This is a genomic window from Bradyrhizobium sp. in8p8 (genome assembly GCF_000426845.1).
GTDB classification, from domain to species: Bacteria; Pseudomonadota; Alphaproteobacteria; order Rhizobiales; family Xanthobacteraceae; genus Bradyrhizobium; species Bradyrhizobium japonicum_C.
Window position 1 is genome coordinate 285,040 of sequence record NZ_AUGD01000008.1, and the last position, 16,705, is coordinate 301,744.

Annotated in this window: 16 protein-coding genes; 15 read left to right on the forward strand and 1 reads right to left on the reverse strand. The window is 64.6% G+C overall.

The features are described 5' to 3' along the window. Positions 1–365 precede the first annotated feature (365 nt). The 7 genes from K408_RS0121575 to K408_RS0121605 all read left to right on the forward strand — a co-directional run bounded on the left by K408_RS0121575 (position 366) and on the right by K408_RS0121605 (position 8,434). Entirely contained in the window at positions 366–1,568 is a 1,203-nt protein-coding gene (locus tag K408_RS0121575; RefSeq protein ID WP_024340416.1) for a pyridoxal phosphate-dependent aminotransferase, read from the forward strand. 173 nt (positions 1,569–1,741) lie between these two features. Continuing rightward, positions 1,742–2,221 (forward strand): DUF992 domain-containing protein, encoded by a 480-nt coding sequence (locus tag K408_RS0121580; RefSeq protein ID WP_024340415.1) that lies wholly within the window; start codon positions 1,742–1,744, stop codon positions 2,219–2,221. A gap of 230 nt (positions 2,222–2,451) precedes the next feature. Continuing rightward, positions 2,452–4,515, forward strand: coding sequence for an elongation factor G (locus tag K408_RS0121585; protein WP_024340414.1), 2,064 nt, complete (start codon positions 2,452–2,454; stop codon positions 4,513–4,515). 223 nt (positions 4,516–4,738) lie between these two features. Beyond that, a complete protein-coding gene (locus K408_RS0121590) occupies positions 4,739–5,011 on the forward strand; it encodes a helix-turn-helix domain-containing protein (RefSeq protein WP_024340413.1) in 273 nt (90 codons plus the stop codon). Between the two features lie 90 nt (positions 5,012–5,101). Further along, the gene (locus K408_RS0121595; protein ID WP_024340412.1) at positions 5,102–6,844 is read left to right on the forward strand and encodes a SulP family inorganic anion transporter; all 1,743 of its coding nucleotides are present in this window, start codon (positions 5,102–5,104) and stop codon (positions 6,842–6,844) included. 66 nt (positions 6,845–6,910) lie between these two features. Beyond that, positions 6,911–7,750 (forward strand): shikimate dehydrogenase, encoded by an 840-nt coding sequence (locus tag K408_RS0121600; RefSeq protein WP_024340411.1) that lies wholly within the window; start codon positions 6,911–6,913, stop codon positions 7,748–7,750. Between the two features lie 57 nt (positions 7,751–7,807). Next, the gene (locus tag K408_RS0121605) at positions 7,808–8,434 is read left to right on the forward strand and encodes a hypothetical protein (RefSeq protein ID WP_024340410.1); all 627 of its coding nucleotides are present in this window, start codon (positions 7,808–7,810) and stop codon (positions 8,432–8,434) included. 112 nt (positions 8,435–8,546) lie between these two features. On the opposite strand, the gene K408_RS0121610 is transcribed toward K408_RS0121605, so the two are convergent. After that, entirely contained in the window at positions 8,547–9,683 is a 1,137-nt protein-coding gene (locus K408_RS0121610) for an alpha-hydroxy acid oxidase (RefSeq protein WP_024340409.1), read from the reverse strand. Between the two features lie 115 nt (positions 9,684–9,798). Here K408_RS0121610 and K408_RS42825 point away from each other — a divergent pair, with 115 nt between their 5' ends. The 8 genes from K408_RS42825 to K408_RS0121650 all read left to right on the forward strand — a co-directional run bounded on the left by K408_RS42825 (position 9,799) and on the right by K408_RS0121650 (position 16,637). Next, entirely contained in the window at positions 9,799–9,966 is a 168-nt protein-coding gene (locus tag K408_RS42825; protein ID WP_196232388.1) for a hypothetical protein, read from the forward strand. A gap of 222 nt (positions 9,967–10,188) precedes the next feature. Next, the gene (gene glmM / locus K408_RS0121620; RefSeq protein WP_024340408.1) at positions 10,189–11,532 is read left to right on the forward strand and encodes a phosphoglucosamine mutase; all 1,344 of its coding nucleotides are present in this window, start codon (positions 10,189–10,191) and stop codon (positions 11,530–11,532) included. Positions 11,533–11,786: 254 nt separating this feature from the next. Then, positions 11,787–13,037, forward strand: coding sequence for an MFS transporter (locus K408_RS0121625; RefSeq protein ID WP_024340407.1), 1,251 nt, complete (start codon positions 11,787–11,789; stop codon positions 13,035–13,037). Between the two features lie 229 nt (positions 13,038–13,266). Continuing rightward, complete coding sequence (locus tag K408_RS0121630; RefSeq protein WP_024340406.1) at positions 13,267–14,097, forward strand: outer membrane protein; 831 nt, start codon at positions 13,267–13,269, stop codon at positions 14,095–14,097. 168 nt (positions 14,098–14,265) lie between these two features. After that, complete coding sequence (locus K408_RS0121635) at positions 14,266–15,126, forward strand: outer membrane protein (RefSeq protein WP_024340405.1); 861 nt, start codon at positions 14,266–14,268, stop codon at positions 15,124–15,126. Between the two features lie 72 nt (positions 15,127–15,198). Continuing rightward, positions 15,199–15,789 carry a glutathione S-transferase family protein gene (locus K408_RS0121640; protein WP_024340404.1) on the forward strand — a complete coding sequence of 197 codons (591 nt, stop codon included), beginning with the start codon at positions 15,199–15,201 and terminating at the stop codon, positions 15,787–15,789. Between the two features lie 18 nt (positions 15,790–15,807). Further along, a complete protein-coding gene (locus K408_RS0121645) occupies positions 15,808–16,272 on the forward strand; it encodes a GNAT family N-acetyltransferase (protein ID WP_024340403.1) in 465 nt (154 codons plus the stop codon). 173 nt (positions 16,273–16,445) lie between these two features. After that, the gene (locus tag K408_RS0121650) at positions 16,446–16,637 is read left to right on the forward strand and encodes a hypothetical protein (RefSeq protein ID WP_230646619.1); all 192 of its coding nucleotides are present in this window, start codon (positions 16,446–16,448) and stop codon (positions 16,635–16,637) included. Positions 16,638–16,705: the final 68 nt, after the last annotated feature.

The window sequence follows — 16,705 nt, forward strand, 5'->3', positions numbered from 1 at the left end:
ACGTACATGATGAAGCGCAAACTTCCGCCATCGTCGTCGCCAGGCACGATCCCGTCATCCACGTCTTGGCCATGGGGCGAAGAACGTGGATGCCGGGGCAAGCCCGGGCGTGTCGACGAGCGGCTTTGGAGAGATGCACCACGCAAAATTGCTCCGAGGACAAGCCTTGTCGGATATGAGCCATTCGGGAGGCAAAGTTGCGGAAAATTGCGGGAAATCACGGCTTGAACCGCTCGATATCCGTAAGTTTTTCCGCGATCAGGCCGAAGTTTCTTGCGGCGCAGCGGCGCACGTTTTAGGGTGGCGCATTCCCACAATCAGAGTCGTGAGGCGAAAGGCTTCACGACGCTCGCCAGGAGATGATGATGTCCTTCCTTGCCGCTGCGCTCGACCGTGTGAAGCCGTCCGCGACCATCGCGGTCACGGACAAAGCACGCGCGCTGAAAGCGGCGGGGCGTAACGTCATTGGCCTGGGCGCCGGCGAGCCCGACTTCGACACGCCCGCCAACATCAAGCTGGCGGCGATCCATGCCATCGAGGCCGGCAAGACCAAGTACACTGCGGTCGACGGCATCCCTGAGCTGAAGGAAGCGATCATCGCCAAGTTTCAGCGCGAGAACGGCGTCGTCTACAAGCCGAACCAGATCATCGTCGGCACCGGCGGCAAGCAGGTGCTCTACAACGCGCTGATGGCGACCATCAATCCGGGCGACGAGGTGATCATTCCCGCGCCCTATTGGGTCAGCTATCCCGAGATGGTCGCGCTCGCCGGCGGGGAGCCGGTGCCCGTGGTCTGCACCGCAGCGACCGGCTTCAAGCTCCAGGCGGAAGCGCTCGAGCGCGCGATCACGCCGAAGACCAAATGGGTCATCCTGTGCTCGCCCTCGAACCCGACGGGCGCTGCCTACACGCGTTCGGAACTCAAGGCGCTCACCGACGTGCTGGTGAAGCATCCCCATGTCTGGGTGATGACCGACGACATGTACGAGCATCTCGTCTATGACGACTTCCAGTTCACCACCGTCGCGCAGGTCGAGCCGGGTCTTTACGACCGCACGCTCACCGTGAACGGCGTCTCCAAGGCCTATTGCATGACCGGCTGGCGTATCGGCTATGCCGGCGGTCCGGCGCATCTGATCAAGGCGATGGCGACGATCCAGTCGCAATCGACCTCGAACCCGTGCTCGATCGCGCAGTGGGCCTCGGTCGAGGCTCTGAACGGGCCGCAGGAGTTCATCCCGGCCAACAACAAGGTGTTCAAGGAGCGCCGCGACCTCGTGGTCTCCATGCTCAACCAGGCCAATGGCATCGAGTGCCCGCGTCCCGAGGGCGCGTTCTACGTCTATCCGTCCTGCGCCGGCACTATCGGCAAGAAGGCGCCGTCGGGCAACGTGATCGCGAACGACGAGCAATTCGTCACGGAGCTGCTGGAAACCGAAGGCGTCGCCGTGGTGCAGGGTTCGGCCTTCGGTCTTGGACCTGCGTTCCGCATCTCCTATGCGACCAAGACCTCGGACCTCGAAGACGCCTGCAAGCGCATCCAGCGCTTCTGCGGCAACCTGCGCTGAGACTCAGTCGCGACGAGACATCGAAAAGGCCCGCCTCCGGCGGGCCTTTTTGGTTGGTTGCACGCTTTCCTTGCGCGCGATCTGGCACCATTGCGGCTGTTGTGGCATAGATCATCGCGCAACACGGGTGGGGCGCTCTCTGCTCGGATCACATCATCGCGGAGATATCTTTCATGCGCCGTTCGCTCCTCCTCGCCGGGCTCACCGCCGCCAGCCTCGTTGCCTCCGTCACGAGCAGTGGCGCGCAGCAGCGGATGGCGCGGATCGGCGTGCTCGAATGCCGCGGCGGCGCCAGTGTGGGCTTCATCGTGGGATCGGTGACTCATCTCGGCTGCGTGCTGCGGGCCGACGGCTTGCCCGATGATCGCTATGTCGCGACGATCCGCAAGGTGGGCCTCGACATCGGCATCACCCAGGAGACCGCGCTCGCCTGGGGCGTGTTTGCACCGGTCGACCGCCTCGGCCCCGGCGACCTCTCCGGGAATTACGTGGGCGCGCAGGGCAGCGCCTCGATCGGCGTCGGTCTCGGCGGCAACGTCCTGGTCGGCGGCTCCAACAATTCGATCGCGCTGCAGCCGCTGAGCGTCCAGGGTCAGGTCGGCCTCAATATCGCGGCCGGCCTCGAAAGTTTGGAACTCCGACCCGGCCGCTAAGGCGCACCGCCGGTGGTGCTTCGTTCACCTCTCCTGATTGCGAGAGGTGGAACACCGGCGATTGGCCGATTTGATCTCATCACGCTGGATCTCATCAGGCACTATAAAACTCGATCCAACTGACGACGCACCGCAGCGACGTTTGACGCTTGCCAAATCTCGGGGACGGGCAGAGCATCAGCGTTTGCCGACCCAATGATGGGCCGAGCTCCACAAGAAGGAGGCGGCGAATGGGACAAGACGTCAGAAGTCCCCCAGTCAATAAAACGTCGGGTCCACGGTGCATCGCACTGGTGGGCCCTTTCCAAAGCGGTAAGACCACACTCTTGGAAGCAATCATGGCGCGGACGGGCGCAATCCCGCGCGCCGGCAGTGTCGACGCCGGCACTTCCGTCGGCGACGCCACGCCAGAGGCCCGTCATCACAAGATGACCGTCGGGTTGACTGCCGCCACGACGAGCTTCATGGGCGACAGCTACACCTTTCTCGATTGTCCCGGTTCCGTCGAGTTTGCCCACGACATGCGCGCCGCGCTTCCCGCGGTCGATGCTGCGATCGTGGTCTGCGAGGCCGACGAGAAGAAGCTGCCGCAGCTTCAGATCATCCTGCGCGAGCTCGAGGAGCTGAAGATCCCGCGGTTCCTGTTCCTGAACAAGATCGATCGCGCCAGCCAGCGCATCCGCGAGACCCTCGCGATGCTGCAGCCCGCCTCCCGCGTGCCGCTGGTGCTGCGCCAGATCCCGATCTGGAAGGGCGAGCTGATCGAAGGCTTCGTCGATCTCGCGCTGGAGCGCGCCTTCGTCTATCGCGAGCACAAGGCCTCGGAGGTGGTCGCGCTCGAAGGCGGCGATCTCGATCGCGAGAAGGAAGCGCGCTTCTCGATGCTGGAGAAGCTCGCCGATCACGACGACGCGCTGATGGAGCAATTGCTCGAGGACATCCAGCCGCCGCGGGATGCCGTATTCGACGATCTCGCCCGCGAATTGCGGGAGGGGCTGATTTGCCCGGTGCTGCTGGGTGCAGCCGTGCGCGAGAACGGCGTGTTGCGCCTGATGAAAGCGTTGCGTCACGAGGCGCCCGGGGTCGCGGAGACGGCAAAACGCCTCGGCGTACCCGAGAGCAAGGACGCACTCGGCTATGTCTTCAAGACGCTGCATTCGCAGCACGGCGGGAAGCTGTCGCTGACGCGGCTGCTCGCCGGCCGTCTCGACGATGGGGCGACGCTGCAATCCTCCTCGGGCGGTGCGGGGCGCATCTCCGGCATCCTCGCCGTCAACGGCGCCTACGACACCAAGCGTGCTTCGGCCGAAGCCGGCGACACGGTGGCGCTCGCCAAGCTTGATACGGTGAAGACCGGCGACACGATCTCGAACGGCAAGAGCCCGCCCGCTGCATTGATCACGATCGAGCCGACGCCGCCGGTACTTGCGATCTCGGTCGCCGCCACCGACCGCAAGGATGACGTCAAGCTCGGCCAGGCGCTCACGCGGCTGCATGAGGAGGATCCCTCGCTGGTCGTCGTGCAGAACGCTCAGACCCACGACACCGTCTTGTGGGGACAGGGCGAGATGCACCTGCGTGTCGCCGGTGAGCGCTTGCGCGATCGTTTCGGCGTCAAGGTCACCTCGCATCCGCCGGCTATCGGCTATCAGGAAACCATCCGCAAGCCGATCACCCAGCGCGGTCGTCACAAGAAGCAGTCCGGCGGCCACGGCCAGTTCGGCGATGTCGTGCTCGACATCAAGCCGCTGCCGCGCGGCGAAGGCTTCAAGTTCGCCGAGAAGGTGGTCGGCGGCGCGGTGCCGCGCAACTACATCCCGGCGGTGGAAGAGGGCGTCGTCGACGGCCTCGCGCGCGGCCCGCTCGGCTTTCCTGTCACCGACGTGCAGGTGACGTTGACGGACGGCTCGTATCACAGCGTCGACTCCTCCGATCTCGCCTTCCGCACGGCGGCGCGCATTGGATTGAACGAAGGCCTGCCGCAATGCCAGCCGGTGCTGCTGGAGCCGATCCACATGGTCGAGATCGTCTGCCCGACCGACGCTACGGCCAAGATCAACGCGATCCTGTCGGCGCGGCGCGGGCAGATCCTCGGCTTCGACACTCGCGAGGGCTGGAGCGGGTGGGATTGCGTCCGCGCCATGATGCCGGAGGCCGAGATCGGCGAGTTGATCGTCGAACTGCGTTCGGCCACCGCCGGCGCCGGCAGCTTTACCCGCCAGTTCGATCACATGGCTGAGGTCACCGGCCGCGCCGCCGACCAGATCATCGCCGCGCATCAGCACGCGGCGTGATTCCAGCGGGGAGGTAACGGCCTCTCTCCCCCTTTCCCCGTCTGAACATCTTCACGGGGAGGGGGGTGAGAGGCTGTCACCTCCTGTACGGCCCTTCATTTCTGCCGCGCATTCACCACGAGGGGCGAGATCAGGCCCCCTTGCGCATGCGCATGAATGATGTATTTTACATCATTGTATATGTTCTAGATATCATCTATAGGTGCCCATAAGTGAGGCTGAGGTGATCACGTCGTTTCAGATGCGCGCAGCCCGGGCGCTGCTTGGCATTGACCAGAAAACCCTGGCCGAGCTTGCCGGCGTGTCACTGCCGACCATCCAGCGGATGGAGGCCTCGACCGGCAACGTTCGCGGCGTGGTCGAGACCCTGATCAAGGTGGTCGAGGCGTTTGACCGGGCCGGCATCGAGCTGATCGGCGAACAGGCGCGCAGCGACAGTGGCGGGCGTGGCGTTCGCCTGAAGGAGCCGGGGCCGCCGCGCCGCATCGGGGCATGATCGGAGGTTGATCGTGCTCGGGGTCAGGATGGGTAAGCGCATCGTCGCACCTCGGCAACACGGGACGCACGATGCTTCGGAGCGTCGTGCATGAGCATCACAACGGATCAAGCGGCCAAGCTGCATCAGCTGCGTCGTCCGACTTTCGCGGAACTGTACCTGCCGAAACTCGTCACCGTCTGGCGTGAAGGTTACGGCGTCGCGGATTTCCGCGCCGACGTCTTCGCCGGCCTCACGGTTGCGATCGTGGCACTGCCGCTGTCGATGGCGATCGCGATCGCCTCGGGCGTGACGCCGGACCGCGGCCTCTATACCGCCGTCGTCGGCGGCTTCATCGCTTCCCTGCTCGGCGGCAGCCGGTTCCAGATCGGCGGACCTGCCGGTGCGTTCATCGTCCTGGTCGCAGCGACTGCGGAGCGTCACGGCGTCGATGGCGTGATCCTCGCCACCATGATGGCGGGCCTCTTCCTGGTCGCCGCGGGCCTGCTCAGGGTCGGCACCTACATCAAGTTCATCCCCTATCCGGTCACGGTCGGCTTCACCGCCGGCATCGCGGTGATCATCTTCGCCAGCCAGCTCCGCGATCTCTCCGGCATCACGCTTGCGGGAAAAGAGCCCAGCGAGTTCGTGCCGAAGCTCGTTGCGCTCGCCGGCGGGATCAGCACCGTCAATCCGTCCGCCGTCGCGGTGGCCTTCGTCAGCATCGCCATCATCGCTGCCTTGCGCCGCTGGCGGCCGTCCTGGCCCGGCATCCTGATCGCTGTCGTGTTTGCGGCGGTCGCAACTGCCGTATTGTCGCTGCCCGTGGAAACGATCGGCTCCCGGTTCGGCGGTATTCCGCGCGAGCTGCCCTCGCCCGCATTGCCTGCGTTCTCGCTGGAGAAGGCAAGGGCGGTGCTGCCGGATGCGATCGCCTTCGCGCTGCTGGCCGCCATCGAGTCGCTGCTGTCGGCCGTGGTCGCCGACGGCATGACCGGCCGTCGTCATCGCTCCAATTGCGAGCTGGTGGCGCAAGGCGCCGCCAATGTCGGTTCGGCGCTGTTCGGCGGCATCTGCGTCACCGGCCTGATCGCCCGCACCGCAACCAACATCCGCGCCGGCGCGCGCGGACCGATTGCGGGCATGCTGCATTCGGTCTTCCTGCTGTTGTTCATGCTGATCGCCGCGCCGCTGGCGAGCTACATCCCGCTCGCCGCGCTGGCCTCCGTGCTGGTCGTGGTGGCCTGGACCATGGCGGAGAAGCACGAGTTCGCGACGCTCCTGCGCTCGTCATGGGGCGATGCCGTCGTGCTGCTCGCAACCTTCCTGCTCACGGTCTTCCGCGATCTGACCGAAGGCATCCTGGTCGGCTTCGCCCTCGGCGCGGTGCTGTTCATCCATCGCATGGCTGAGATGACGGGCATCGAGGAGCGGACGCCGCTGGTGGCCGACGATCGCCCCGACGACGGCAATGGCGAACGCGTGCCTTACGATCCCGCGCTTGCGGTCGATCGCGACGTGCTGGTGTATCGCATCACCGGCGCGTTCTTCTTCGGCGCTGCCTCGGCGATCGGCAGCGTGCTCGACGGCATCGCCGACCAGCGCAAGGCCTTCGTGGTTGACTTCGCCGCGGTGCCGTTCCTGGATTCGACCGCGGCCAACGTGCTCGGCCGGGTCGCCGCCAAGGCGCACCGCCAGGGCATCAGGCTGTTCATCACGGGGGCATCGCCCACGGTCCGACGCGCGCTGCTCACCCACGGTGTGACGCCGCCGCGCGCGCGCTATCGCACGAGCCTCGAGCGCGCCATCGCCGACATCAAGGGCCGGACCGCCGACGAGGCCGGGGCGAACTGACGGCGCGCGCTTGACAGGGCGGGCGCGACGCGAAATGGATCGCCTCGGAAACGACCCGAGGGAAACATGACCGCGCCCAAAGCTCCCGCAGCCTGTCTGATCGGATGGCCGGCCGCGCATTCGCGCTCGCCGCTGATCCATCATTACTGGCTGCGCACGCTCGGAATCGAGGGGGGCTACGTCATCGAGGCGGTTCCGCCTGAGGACCTGCGCGATTTCGTGCTGCGGCTGCCGCTCCGCGGCTTCGTCGGGGCCAATGTCACCATCCCGCACAAGGAAGCCGTGCTGGCGCTGTCGACGCCTGACGCGCGCGCGAAGGCGGTCGGCGCCGCCAACACGCTGTGGTTCGCCGAAGGCGAGCTGCGTTCGACCAACACCGATGTCGAAGGCTTCATCAACAATCTGGACGCCAGCGCGCCCGGGTGGGACGCGGCGGAAGAGGCGCTGGTGCTCGGCGCCGGAGGCTCCTCGCGCGCGGTCGTGTTCGGCCTGCTCGAACGCGGCATCAAGCGGGTGCATGTCGCCAACCGCACCGTTGCCCGGGCCGAGACGCTGGCAAAGCAGTTCGGGCCGGACGTGAGGCCGCTGCCATGGAACGCGATCGGCGACGTGCTGCCGCGCGCAAGACTTCTCGTGAACACGACCTCGCTCGGCATGCATGGGCAGCCTTCACTCGATATTGATGTCGCGCGGCTGCCGCAAGCCGCGGTCGTTGCCGACCTCGTCTACGTTCCCCTGGCGACACCGCTGCTCGCCGAAGCACGGGCGCGTGGCCTGAGCACCGCCGACGGGCTCGGCATGCTGCTGCATCAGGCGGTGCGCGGCTTCGAGCTGTGGTTTGGGCGGCGGCCCGAGGTCACGGCCGAGCTGCGCGCATTGGTCGAGGCCGATCTCACAAAGTCTTGAGAGAATAGGGCGCGGTCTTTCGGAGTTCTCCATCGTGGGGGACAATCGGAGACCGTCATGTCTGTTCAACGTGCAACCTTCACACGTCCGCTGATCGCCGTCGCGATGGTGGCCGTCTCAACCTACTGCGCCTTCGCCCAAAGGGCGCCGGTGCCGACGCGCGTGCGTGGCACGATCGAGAGCGTCAATGGCGACACCATGCAGGTGAAGTCGCGAAGCGGTGAAGAGGTCAAGCTTCACCTCGCCTCCGATGTGAACGTGTCGGGGATCACCAGGATTTCGCTCGCCGACATCAAGCCGGGCTCGTTCATCGGCGCGACCACCGTGCCGGGACCGGACGGCAGCCAGAACGCGGTCGAGGTCCACGTGTTTCCGGAGAGCATGCGCGGCACCGGCGAAGGCTCGCGGCCGTGGGATCTCAAGCCCAACTCCAGCATGACCAATGCGACCGTGGCCGAAAGCGTCGTCGGCAATGACGGTCACACGTTGCTGGTGAAATACAAGGACGGCGAGAAGAAAGTATTCGTTCCCGACAACGTCCCGGTGGTGACCTTCGTGCCGAGCGACAGATCCGAGTTGAAGCCAGGTGCCAAGGTCATCGCCTTCATGAAGCAATTGCCCGACGGCTCGTTCGAGACCAACCGCGTCAGCGTCGGCCGCGACGGACTGACGCCGCCGATGTGAGGCGGAATGTCGTTCCGGGGCGCGCACAACGCGAACTATGGTGTGCAATTGCGCACCTGAGAATCTCGAGATTCCGGGTCTGGTCCTTCGGACCGTCCCGGAATAACGAGTGTTAGACCGCAATGATGTGATCGTCGATCTCGTCCACCCTGTTGACGCCGCACAGGCCCATCGTGGTGAGCAGCTCCTTCTGGATGATGTCGATCGCCTTGGCGACGCCGGCCTGGCCGCCGGCGCCGAGACCATAGGCATAGGCGCGGCCGATCATGCAGGACTTTGCACCGAGCGCGAGCGCGCGCATCACGTCCTGGCCGGAGCGGATGCCGCCGTCGAACATGATCTCCATCCTGTCGCCGACCGCGTCCGCAATCTCCGGCAGCACCTCGATCGAGGACGGTGCGCCGTCGAGCTGCCGGCCGCCATGGTTGGAGACGACGAGAGCCTGCGCGCCGGTCTTGGCGGCTTCCTCCGCGTCCTCGACGTCCAAGATGCCCTTGATGACGAGCTTGCCGGGCCAGATGCTGCGGACCCACTCCACGTCCTTCCAGTTCAGGGAGGTGTCGAATTGCGAGGCCGTCCATTCGGCGAGACGGTTGAGATCCTCGGTGTTCTTCACGTGCCCCGCGATGTTGCCGAAGGTGCGGCGCTTGCCTTGCAGCACGCCGGAGACCCAGGCCGGCTTGCTGGCGAAGTCCAATAGCTTCGAGAGCGACCATTCCGGCGGCACCGTCATGCCATTCTTGATGTCCGCATGACGCTGGCCGATCACCTGCAGGTCGACGGTCAGCACCAGCGCGCTGCACTTGGCCGCGATCGCGCGCTGGATCAATTCCTTGATGAAGCCGCGGTCCTTCATGACGTAGAGCTGGAACCAGAACGGCTTCTCGACACTGGCGGCGATGTCCTCGATCGAGCAGATCGACATCGTCGATTGCGTGAACGGGATGCCGGCCGCCTGCGCGGCACGGCAGGCATGGATCTCGCCATCGCCATGCTGCATGCCGAGCAGGCCGACGGGCGCCAGGATCAGCGGCATGGTGGAGGGCTCGCCGAGGATCGTGGTCGAGGTGTCGCGCTTGGAAACATCGACCAGGATGCGCTGGCGGAACTTGATCGCCTGCATGTCCTCGCGGTTGGCGCGCAGCGTCTCCTCGGCATAGGAGCCGCGGTCGCAATAGTCGAAGAACGCCTTCGGCACGCGGCGCTTATGGAGCGTACGAAGATCGTCGATACAGGTGATATGCTTCATGTCGCTTCCCCGCCCGTCTTTGACCCAGCAGTCTTGCATCGGAACATTTCGGGGTCATCTAGCATGGTTGGATGCACAGCCAAATCGTTTGCGGGATGTTTTGCAGGAGGGCGCCATGACGAGGCCGCACGCTGGACCGTCGCCGGAAGAGATCAAGGAGAAGCAGGATCTCGATGAGGCGCTCGAAGAGGGACTGGAGGAGACATTTCCGGGCTCCGATCCCGTCAACGTCACCCAGCCGCCGCCGAGCCGCGAGGACGGCCATGTGAAGCGCAGCGGGTAGGACGGGTTTCGCCCCGGCGCGGCGATTTGGCGGGAAGCATAGCGTTAACAAGACCTTACCGAATCGGCCCCGCAGCCGGTTCCGTAATGATTCATCATATTTTTTGAAGCCAAGTTAGCCGCGATGGCCTTATAAGACCCCCAGCAAATCAGGGATGCGGGTCCCCATCGGGAAGCCCGTGGTTGTCGAGGGGATCCCCTGGTTGCTGCCTTGGGGGACGATATGAGCCGCAAATATTTCGGGACGGACGGGATTCGGGGCCGCGCCAACGGACTGATCACGCCGGAGCTCGCGCTCAAGGTCGGCCAGGCCGCCGGTCTCGCGTTCCAGCGCGGCGACCACCGCCACCGGGTCGTGATCGGCAAGGACACCCGCTTGTCCGGCTACATGATCGAATACGCGATGGTCGCGGGCTTCACCTCGGTCGGCATGGACGTGCTGCTGGTCGGCCCGATGCCGACGCCGGCGGTCGCGATGCTGACCAAGTCCATGCGCGCCGACCTCGGCGTGATGATCTCGGCCTCGCACAATCTGTTCGAAGACAACGGCATCAAGCTGTTCGGCCCGCAGGGCTTCAAGCTTTCCGACGACGTCGAGAAGCAGATCGAGCAGTTGCTCGACGAGCCCATCGACAAGCGGCTCGCACAAAGCGCGAGCCTCGGCCGTGCCCGCCGCATCGATGGCGTGCATGACCGCTACATCGAGTTCGCCAAGCGCACGCTGCCGCGCGATCTGTCGCTCGATGGCCTTCGCGTCGTGATCGACTGCGCCAACGGTGCCGCCTACAAGGTGGTGCCCGAGGCGCTGTGGGAGCTGGGCGCCGACGTCGTGCCGATCGGCGTCGAGCCCGACGGCTTCAACATCAACAAGGATTGCGGCTCGACCTCGCCGGAAGCGCTGTCCAAGAAGGTGCGCGAGATGCGCGCCGATATCGGCATCGCGCTCGACGGCGACGCCGACCGCGTCATCCTGGTCGACGAACGCGGTCATGTCGTCGACGGCGACCAGCTGCTCGCGGTGATCGCGCAGAGCTGGAAGGAAGACGGCCGGCTGTCGCGGCCGGGCATCGTCGCCACCGTGATGTCCAATCTCGGGCTGGAGCGGTTCCTGAACGGGCAGGGGCTCGATCTCGTGCGCACGCCGGTCGGCGACCGCTACGTGCTCGAGCAGATGCTGAGCGGCGGCTACAATCTCGGCGGCGAGCAGTCCGGCCACATCATCCTGTCCGACTATGCCACCACCGGTGACGGCTTCGTTGCCGCATTGCAGGTGCTGGCCGTGGTGCAGAAGCTGCGCCGTCCCGTGTCCGAGGTCTGCCATCGCTTCGATCCGCTGCCGCAGATCCTCAAGAACGTCCGGCACAAGGGCGGCAAGCCGCTCGACGATTCCGACGTCAAGTCGGCGATCTCGGACGGCGAGAAGCGGCTCAATGGCCACGGTCGCCTGCTGATCCGTTCCTCCGGCACCGAGCCCGTGATCCGCGTCATGGGCGAAGGCGAGGACCGCATCCTGGTCGAGGACGTCGTCGACACCATCGTTTCGGCGCTGGGCCAGGCGGCGGCGTAAGGCGAGCTCTCTTCCTTCTGCCCTTGTGGGAGAAGGTGCCGCGAAGCGCCGGACGAGGGGTTCTCGCAACTCGCAATGCTGTTCGTTTGGATAGAGACCCCTCACCCGTCTCGCCGCTAATGCGGCGAGCCACCCTCTCCCGCAAGGGGAGAGGGTAAGAGACGCATTCCAGCCATTTGCGATTGACGGTGGTTTGGCTGCCGCTCGCATCGTAATCACCGGTTCGCGGCGTTCTGCCGCGCCGGATTGCTGCATTGAACAAGCCTGTTGTCGTCTCGGATGAAACGCTGACCGAGCCCGTCGTCGTCAGCGATGTGACGCCCGCCGCCGGCAAGGCGGCAGGGCCGGCATACATCGTGCTCGCCGGCATCAGCTTCTCGCACTTCCTCAACGACACCATGCAGTCGCTGATCGCCTCGGTGTACCCGATCCTGAAGGACACCTATGCGCTCGATTTCGCGCAGATCGGGATGATCACGCTGGCCTTCCAGTTCACGGCCTCGCTGCTGCAGCCGGTCGTCGGGCACTACACCGACAAGAAGGCGCAGCCCTATTCGCTGGCGATCGGCATGGCCTCGACCTTCTTCGGCCTGCTGCTGCTCAGCGCCGCGCAGCAATATCTCGTCATCCTCGTCGCCGCTGCACTGGTCGGGCTCGGCTCGGCGGTGTTTCACCCGGAGTCGGCGCGCATCGCGCGGCTCGCTTCGGGCGGCCGCTACGGCTTTGCGCAATCGGTATTCCAGCTCGGCGGCAGTTTCGGCACCTCGATGGGGCCGGTGCTGGCGGCGCTGATCGTGGTGCCGTTCGGGCAGGGCAGCATCGCCTGGTTCTCCTCGATCGCGTTCCTCGCGATCCTCATCCTCTGGCGCATCGGCCGCTGGTACGCGCCGCAGATCAAGGCGAGGACGACGGCCGCTGTCCAGTCCCGTCCCGACGCGCCGAGCTCGCGCCGCGTCGCCGTCGCGCTGGCCGTGCTCGTCGCGCTCCTGTTCTCGAAGCAGCTCTACGTCTCGAGCCTGTCGAGCTACTACATCTTCTATCTGATGGACCGCTTCGGTGTCTCGACGCAGGCAGCCCAGATCTATCTCTTCATCTTTCTGGCGGCGAACGCCGTCGGTGCCTTTCTCGGTGGTCCCCTGGGCGATCGCTTCGGCCGGAAGATCGTGATCTGGATCTCGATCCTGGGCGCGCTGCCGTTCACGCTGGCGCTGCCTTATGCCGGGCTCGTTGCCAGCGCCGTGCTCAGCGTCGTCATCGGCCTGATCATCTCCTCGACGACGTCGTCGATCATCGTGTTTGCGCAGGAGCTGGTGCCGCATCGCTTTGGCATGATCTCCGGCGTTTTCTTCGGCGTTGCCTTCGGCATCGGCGGCCTGGGCGCGGCCGTGCTCGGCAAGCTAGCCGACCATACCTCGATCGAGTTCGTCTACCAGGTCTGTGCCTGGCTGCCGGCGATCGGACTGCTCGCGGTGTTCCTGCCAAAGCTGCCGCGTCACGCGCGTTAACGCATTCTCAACTGCTGCCTCCAGGGCTTCATACATCGTTAGCAATTGCGAACCGCCGGCGCTGCATTTCTGCAACGCTCCCGCCGCGCCCGCGCGAGCAGTGAGAAAAAATCAACCTTAAAAATTAGGGTTAAGTGGCGCTTAAACATTTGCTGGCATCGTCCTGCCGTGAGTTTCCAGAACGTGAGGCGCTCGTTTTTTAGCCTCACCGGCCATAAGGACGAAGCCAATGCGTAGCGTTAAGTCTCTCCTTGTCGCGAGTGCGGCAACCCTGATCTCGTCGATGGCGTTCGCCGCCGATATGCCGATCGCCGCGCCCCCTCCCATGTACGCGCCCCCGGCTCCGCCCGCCGACTTCGGCGGCTGGTATCTGCGCGGCGACATCGGCATGACCAACCAGAGCGCCAAGCGCATCGATAGCGCCCTTCCGGCCGGGTATACGAAGTCGACGGAAGGCCTCGGCTTCGACTCTTCGCCGCTGTTCGGCCTCGGCGTCGGTTATCGCTTCAACAACTGGTTTCGTGCCGACCTGATCGGGCAGTACCGCGGCAAAGCCAATCTGCACGGCAGCGACAACGTCGTTGGACCCGGCTTCGTCGGCGTCAACAATTACAGCGGCAGCAAGTCCGAGTGGGTCGTCATGGCCAACGCCTATGTCGACCTCGGCACCTGGTGGTGCATCACGCCGTTCATCGGCGCCGGTGTCGGCGGCTCCTACAACAAGATCAGCGGCTTCCGCGACGACGGCGTGTCGTACAGCCCGGCTCTCAACAACAGCGTCGCCTACTTCGCCGACAACGGAAAGTGGAACTTCGCCTGGGCCGCTCACGCCGGTCTCGCCTACAAGGTCAACCCCGGCTTCACCGTCGAACTGGCCTACAGCTACATGAACCTCGGCGATGCGGCGCCCGGCAATTATCGCTTGTTCGACAACAGCGCCTCCGGCCCGACTTCGATCAAGATCAAGGACATCACCTCGCACGACATCAAGCTCGGCGTGCGCTGGGATCTCAACAGCCCGCCGGCCTACATGCCGCCGCCGCTGGTCACCAAGGGCTGATCGCCCACGCTGATCGGTTAGGACTTCTTAACGGCGCGGGATCATCCCGCGCCGTTTTGCTTTGCGTATTTTTCATGGCGCGCAGTGATGAAAGCACCCGCCGCAACCATTGGTTAAGGTTAACAGGCGATGATCATCGCAACAGTTCGAGTCCGATGGAGCGTGGTGATGCGTAGGCTGGTGTTGGCAGCGGCGGTGTTGGGGACGATGTCTGTCGCGCATGCGGCTGACATGCCGGACCTGCCGGTGCTGCGGGGCGGCTTCACCGAAGGCTTGTCGAAGTCATCCGTCAATTGGGATGGCTTCTACGTCGGTGGTCAGTTCGGCTTTGCCACGTCCGAGATGGACTTCAGCCGCGCTCCGAAATCGATGACGGATTTCATGCTGCGCGACAGCATCCTGCAGGCCCCGGTTGGAGGATGGTCGCTGCTGCCGAAGAATCACGTGCAGACGACGGGATTCGGCGCCTTTGTCGGCCGGAACTGGCAGTATTACGACGCTGTGATGGGCGTCGAAGCCAACTACAGCTACATGAACAATCTCGCGAGCACCGCAAGTGATTCCATGACGAGATTGATCGCCGGCGAAGAAGCTCCCACAAATCACGTCTATACCTACAACACGACGCTGGGCGGCGGCGCCGCGTTGCAGCTCAAGGACTATGTGACCTTCCGGGGTCGGGTTGGATGGTCCGGCGGAGACTTCATGCCTTATGCCTTCGGCGGCCTCGCGATCGGACGCGCCGATGTATCGCGGTTTGCGACGGTGTCGTACCTGAAGTACGACGACTTCACGGATCCCAACACCGGCGTCACCACGCGCACAACCATCGGCTCCGCTACGATGACGCAGTCCGAGCAACGCGTGAACAGCTTCATCTACGGATGGACGGCAGGCATCGGTATCGAATACGCGCTGCTCGACTGTGTGATCCTGCGCGGCGAGTGGGAACATGTCGGGTTTTCGAGCGCCAAGAACATCTCCGTCAACTTGAACAATTTTCGTGTGGGCGCCGGCTACAAGTTCTAGGCCGGCGTTGCAGCCGGTTGACACGGCCGCGTCGTCCTGATGCTCTGTCGCCCGAAAGTGGGGCGGGCTGCGATGAAGATTTACGGCGACAGCAATTCCGGCAATTGTCTGAAGGTGAAGTGGGTCTGCGACAAGCTCGCAGTGCCCTACCAGTGGATCGAGATCGACACCCGCAAGGGTGAGACGCGCACGCCGCAATTTCTGAAGATGAACGGCGCCGGCCAGGTGCCGACCGTCGCATTCGACGACGGCCGCACGCTGGCGCAATCCAACGCCATCATCCGCTATCTCGCCCGCGACAGCGCGCTTGTCCCGCGCGACGCTTTCACGGCGGCCAAGATGGACGAATGGCTGTTCTGGGAGCAGTACAGCCACGAGCCCTATATCGCGGTGTGCCGGTTCCTCATGGTCTATCTGGGAAAGGACGTCTCCGAGCTCGATCCCGAAAAGGTCAAGCGCGGCTATGCGGCACTCGACCGCATGGAGCAGCACCTTTCCGGCAGCCGCTTCTTCGCGGGCGACGAAGTTTCGCTCGCCGACGTGTCGCTGCTGGCCTATACGCGCCTCGCGCATGAAGGCGGCTTCGATCTCGGCCGCTATGCTTCCGTCCGCCGCTGGATCGGCGAAGCCGAAGCGTTTCTCGGCCTGTCGCCGGCGCGCTGAGGTGCGGAGTTGTCTGCCATGAACGCCGATGCCATTGTCATCCGTTCCGCGCGCCGCGAGGACGTTGCCGCGATCGTGGCGATGCTCGCCGACGATCATCTCGGTCGCGCACGCGAGCGTGTGGAGGATCCCTTGCCGGCCTCGTATTACGACGCATTCGCGCGGGTCGAGCGCGATCCGAATCTGACGCTCGTGGTGGCCGAGGGCGCGGGCAGGGTGGTCGGCTGCCTCCAGCTCGCGATCCTGCCCGGCATCAGCTCGCAAGGCGGCGTACGCGGCCTGCTCGAGGACGTTCGCGTTGCTTCCGATTGTCGCAGCCGCGGCATCGGCGAGCGACTGGTGCAATGGGCGGTGACGGAAGCGAAGGCGCGCGGCTGCAATCTCGTCGAGCTGCTCACGCATCAGACGCGCGTCGATGCGCAGCGCTTCTACAAGCGGCTCGGCTTCACGGCGAGTCACGTCGGCATGACTGTCCGCTTTTGAGGCAGGAAGGAATGCGCGTTGCGCGGCCGGCGAAATCAGGTCGGGCATGCGTTCATCTTAAGAGCTGGTAAACTACCTAGCCGTCGTTCACGTTCTCACAGGAACGAAGAATGCTACGGCAGCTTCTGACACCGAGCTCGGTCGGTTCGGGGATTTCGATGCCAAGCTATTCGATGATCAAGGTCGGCAACGGCTATGTCGTGCAGGCCAATGACAAATGCATTTTGAAGGTCGGCAGCCGCCGCAAGGCCGCGCAATTGATCAGCGATGCCACGGACTTGCTGAATGCGCTCGCTGTTGTCGAAGCTCCAGAAATTGCACCGGAGCTCCCATCACTGACGCGTGAGGCCCCGGAACTTCCTTGACTGCCCTTCCCGATTCCCGTATCAGCCGCGGCGGGACACCTCCCCCCAACGGGAGGCTTACTATCTGG